This is a genomic window from Knoellia aerolata DSM 18566 (genome assembly GCF_000768695.1).
Taxonomy (GTDB): domain Bacteria; phylum Actinomycetota; class Actinomycetes; order Actinomycetales; family Dermatophilaceae; genus Knoellia; species Knoellia aerolata.
On sequence record NZ_AVPL01000110.1, the window covers coordinates 1 to 4,810 of the forward strand.

The 4,810-nt window shown below is 72.5% G+C and carries 5 protein-coding genes; 1 reads left to right on the forward strand and 4 read right to left on the reverse strand.

What is annotated here, in order from left to right; all coding sequences use genetic code 11:
• The 3 genes from N801_RS18565 to glmS form a co-directional block, all read right to left on the reverse strand.
• The coding region (locus N801_RS18565) for an NAD(P)H-hydrate epimerase (RefSeq protein ID WP_035940799.1) at positions 1–1,024 on the reverse strand (1,024 nt) is incomplete at its 3' end.
• A 27-nt stretch (positions 1,025–1,051) separates the two neighbouring features.
• Positions 1,052–1,402, reverse strand: coding sequence for a holo-ACP synthase (locus N801_RS18570; RefSeq protein WP_035940800.1), 351 nt, complete (start codon positions 1,400–1,402; stop codon positions 1,052–1,054).
• A 10-nt stretch (positions 1,403–1,412) separates the two neighbouring features.
• Positions 1,413–3,272, reverse strand: coding sequence for a glutamine--fructose-6-phosphate transaminase (isomerizing) (gene glmS / locus N801_RS18575; RefSeq protein ID WP_035940801.1), 1,860 nt, complete (start codon positions 3,270–3,272; stop codon positions 1,413–1,415).
• A gap of 96 nt (positions 3,273–3,368) precedes the next feature.
• Between glmS and coaA the strand changes: the two genes are divergently transcribed.
• On the forward strand, positions 3,369–4,361 hold the full coding sequence (coaA, locus tag N801_RS18580; protein ID WP_052113305.1) for a type I pantothenate kinase: 993 nt from the start codon (positions 3,369–3,371) through the stop codon (positions 4,359–4,361).
• 48 nt (positions 4,362–4,409) lie between these two features.
• Here coaA and N801_RS21190 read toward each other — a convergent pair.
• Positions 4,410–4,810 (reverse strand): aggregation-promoting factor C-terminal-like domain-containing protein (locus N801_RS21190; RefSeq protein ID WP_035940802.1); only part of this gene is annotated, 401 nt, incomplete at its 5' end.

The following is a 4,810-nucleotide window of genomic DNA, read 5'->3' on the forward strand; positions in this document are numbered from 1 at the left end:
CGATGACGTCGTCGTCGACGAGGTCGAGCCCACCGGCGTCGACGAGCACCGGCTCACCCGACGCGAGCGCCCGCCGGGCGACCTCGAGCTGCGCCGGCGCAGCGTCGTCCGTGGCGTCGACGTCGAGCCCGGGTCCGACGACCCACGCCTGGACCCGACCCTCGCCGTGGACCGCCTCGGGGACCGCTGCACGGACGAGCCCCGTGGGGGTGGGCGTGCCGACGTAGCGGACCATGCCCGCACCGGCCTCGACCGCCGCCGTCACGGCGAGCACCGCCGCACCCGAGAAGGCCTCCCCGCCCGCGACGACGCCGACGACGCCCCGCGAGTACTTGTCGTCCTCGGGACCGGGCACCGGCCACAGGTCGACGACGTCGTCGAAGGTGAGCCGCACGACGGCCGGCGGGGCCTCGAGGGCCAGACCGATGTCGACGACCGTGAGCAGGCCGCACGCCTGCTCCGTCGGCGGCAGGAGGTGCACCGGCTTGGCCACCGAGAAGGTCACCGTCTCGTCGGCGAGCACCCCGTCGGGGTCGAAGCCGGTGCCGTCGGCGGCCTGGCCCGAGGGCAGGTCCACGGCGATGACGTGGGCGTCGTCGGGGATGGCGGCGACCCACGCCGCCGCCGCGGCGGGCAGGCCCGGCCGGCCGCCGAGACCGACGATGCCGTCGAGGACGATGTCGGCCTCGGCGACGTCCTCGAGCGCCTCGGCGCCGGAGACGATGACCACACCGGCGGCCCGCGCCGCCTCCAGCGCGCCCGCGTGGACGTGCTCGAGGTCGAGGGCCGCCGCACAGCTGACGCCTGCCTCGGCGAGGTGCGCCACGGCATACAGGGCGTCCGCGCCGTTGTTGCCGGCGCCGACGAGGGCGACGACGGTCTCGGCGTTGAGCTGGTCGACCCGTGCCGCCACCACCTCCACGAGACCCCGGACCGCCCGGGCCATGAGCTCACCGGAGGCGAGCTCGTCCGCGAGCGCGGCCTCGGCGGCATACACGTCCTGAGCGGACCAGGCCTCGATCACGGTGGCTCTCCTCCGACGACGGGTGGGTCAGGACTCGGCGATGACGACGGCGGAGGCGACACCCGCGTCGTGGGACAGCGAGACGTGCACGGTGCGCACGCCCAGCGCCTCGGCCCGGGTGGCGACGGTGCCCCGCATGACGACGTGGGGGCGGCCGTCCTCGCCGCGCTCGATCGTCGCGTCGGTCCAGCACAGGCCGACGGGAGCGCCCAGCGCCTTGGCCAGCGCCTCCTTGGCCGCGAAGCGTGCCGCGAGCGAACGCATGGGCAGGCCGCGCTCGACCTCGGTGAACAGGCGCGTGCGCAGGCCCGGCGTGCGCTCCAGCGTCTCCGCGAAGCGCGCGATGTCGACGACGTCGATCCCCGTCCCGACGATCATCGGTCGCTCATCACTCGACGGTGACGCTCTTGGCGAGGTTCCGCGGCTGGTCGACGTCGAGGCCCTTGGCGGTCGAGAGGTGCAGGGCGAAGACCTGCAGCGGGACGACCGTGAGCAGTGGCTGGAGCAACGGTGAGGTCTGCGGGACGCGGATGACCTCGTCGGCGAAGGGCACGACGTCCTCGTCACCCTCCTGCGCGATGACGATGGTGCGGGCCCCGCGGGCGCGGATCTCCTGGATGTTCGAGACGACCTTCTTGTGCAGGTCGTGCGGGCTGTCCGGGCCGGGAACGACGACGAAGACGGGCAGGCCCGGTTCGATGAGCGCGATCGGGCCGTGCTTGAGCTCGCCCGCGGCGAAACCCTCGGCGTGGATGTAGGCGAGCTCCTTGAGCTTGAGCGCGCCCTCCATGGCCACCGGGAAGCCGACGTTGCGGCCGAGGAAGAGCACCGAGCGGGTGTCGGCCATGAACCGGGCGATCTCCCGGACCCGGTCCATCGTGCCGAGGAGGTCCTCGATCTTGGCGGGGACCTCGTGCAGCTCCTTCATCACGGCCTGGGCGTCGTCGGCGAACGCCCCACCGCGCAGCTGCGCGAGGTAGAGCCCGAGGACGTAGCACGCGGTGATCTGCGCGAGGAAGGCCTTGGTCGAGGCGACGGCGATCTCCGGGCCGGCGTGGGTGTAGAGGACGGCGTCGGACTCGCGCGGGATCGTCGAGCCGTGCGTGTTGCACACCGAGATCGTCAGGGCGCCGAGCTCGCGGGCGTGCTTGACCGCCATGAGCGTGTCCATGGTCTCGCCGGACTGGCTGATCGAGACGACGAGGCTGCGCTCGTTGACGATGGGGTCGCTGTAGCGGAACTCGTGGGCGAGCGCGACCTCGACGGGGATGCGGGTCCAGTGCTCGATGGCGTACTTGGCGACCATGCCGGCGTAGGCGGCGGTGCCGCAGGCGACGACGGTGATGCGGTCGACGTTGCCGAGCTGCTCCTCGCTGATGCGGAGCTCGTCGAGGACGAGGCGGCCGGTCTCGTCGGTGCGGCCGAGGAGGGTGTCACCCACGGCGTGCGGCTGGTCGAAGATCTCCTTCTCCATGAACGTCGCGTAGCCGCCCTTCTCGGCGGCGGCGGCGTCCCAGGTGACCTCGTAGGCCTTGCCCTCGGCGGGCGAGCCGTCGAAGCCGATGACCTCGTGGCTGTCCGGGGTGATCGTGACGATCTGGTCCTGGCCGAGCTCGAGGGCGTGGCGCGTGTAGCCGATGAAGGCGGCGACGTCGGAGCCGAGGAAGTTCTCGCCCTCGCCGAGGCCGACGACGAGCGGGCTGTTGCGGCGGGCACCGACGACGACGCCGGGCTGGTCGGAGTGCACGGCGAGGAGCGTGAAGGCGCCCTCGAGTCGGCCCACGACCTGGCGCATGGCCGAGGTGAGGTCGCCGGTCTCGTCGAACGCGCGGCCGACGAGCTTGGCCGCGACCTCGGTGTCGGTCTCGCTGCGGAACTCCGTTCCCTCGGCGAGGAGCTCCTTCTTGAGGGAGTGGAAGTTCTCGATGATCCCGTTGTGGATCAGCGCGAGCTTGTCGTCGTTGCCGCCGTGGTGCGGGTGGGCGTTGCCGTCGGTGGGGCCGCCGTGGGTGGCCCAGCGGGTGTGGCCGATGGCCGTGCGCGACGGGCTCAGCGGGCTGGCCTCGAGGGCGCCACGGAGGTTCTCGAGCTTGCCGGCGCGCTTCTCCGACTCGACCCCGTCCGCGGTGACCATGGCGATGCCGGCCGAGTCGTAGCCGCGGTACTCGAGCCGCGCGAGGCCCTCCATGACGACGCCTTCGGCGCGCGCGTCCATGGTCGTGCCGACATATCCGACGATTCCACACATGGCCGCCAGCGTAGTGGCTCGCCCGCTCCACCCCGAACCGCCGGACCGCGCGCCCGGGACGGCGTATGCCGTCCGCTCGCCGCCGCGTGCGCCACAATGGCGCGCGTGTCTGTCACCCCCGCAGCTCCCGCCCCCGGGCCGGAGCCGACGGCGCCGCTGCCGTCGCCCTACCTCGACCTCACGAGAGAGGCGTGGGCGGCTCGACGCGACGACCAGCCGCTGAGCCTCACCCCCGACGACATCGCCCGGGTCACCGGGCTGGGCGACCGGGTCGACCTGCACGAGGTCGAGGAGGTCTACCTCCCGCTGTCCCGGCTGCTCGCCTTCTATGTCAACGCCACCGCCGGGCTGCACCGCGTCACGACCGACTTCCTGGGGGAGCGCCCGGCCAAGGTCCCGTTCGTCATCGGGGTCGCGGGCTCGGTGGCGGTCGGCAAGTCCACGACGGCGCGGGTCCTGCGCGAGCTGCTGCGCCGCTGGCCGCAGACCCCCCGGGTCGACCTCATCACCACCGACGGGTTCCTGTGGCCCAACGCCCACCTCGAGTCACGCGGCCTGCTGGAGCGCAAGGGCTTCCCCGAGTCCTACGACCGTCGCGGGCTCCTGCGCTTCGTGGCCGACGTGAAGTCGGGGGTGCCGAAGGTCTCGGCGCCGGTGTACTCGCACCTCTCCTACGACATCGTGCCGGGCGCGGAGATCGTCGTCGACCAGCCCGACGTGCTCATCGTCGAAGGGCTCAACGTCCTCCAGCCCGCGACGGTGCGCTCGGACCGCAGCACCCGCCAGGTGCTCTCGGACTACTTCGACTTCTCGGTCTACGTCGACGCGCCGGTCGACCAGCTGCGCACCTGGTACGTCGAGCGGTTCCTCCGGCTGCGCGAGACGGCCTTCGCCGACCCGGACTCCTACTTCCACCGCTACGCGGCGCTCACCGACGACGAGGCGCGCGAGACGGCTGGAGGGATCTGGGAGCGGATCAACGAGCCGAACCTCGTCAAGAACGTCCTGCCGACCCGCGACCGCGCGACCCTCGTGCTCACCAAGGGCGGCGACCACAAGGTCACGGGCATCCGCCTGCGCCGTCTCTGACGAGCCGTCTCCGACGAGCCGGTCGGACCGCGGGCGGGCCGGGCCCCCTCAGTACCAGTGCGGGTAGCGGTCGTTCCAGAACTCCCACGCGCCGCAGGGGCTGCCGTAGGACTGCTCGATGTACCAGAGGCCCCACGTGATCTGGGTGATCGGGTTGGTGCGGTAGTCCGCGCCGAACTTCGCCATCTTGCTGGCGGGCAGGCTCTGCGGGATGCCGTAGGCACCCGACGACGAGTTCTCCGCGGTGTGCTTCCACGCGCTCTCGCCCTCCCACAGGAGGTTGAGGCAGCGCCACTGGCTCTCGCCCCAGCCGTGGTCGGCCAGCATCGCCCTCGCGGCCGAGCGCGGGTCGGCCTGCGCCGCGGCGACCGCAGACGTGCGGGCCTTGTCGCGGGCGACCTTCTGGGCGGCGGCGGCGCGCGCCTTGGCGAGGGCGGCGGTGCGCGCCT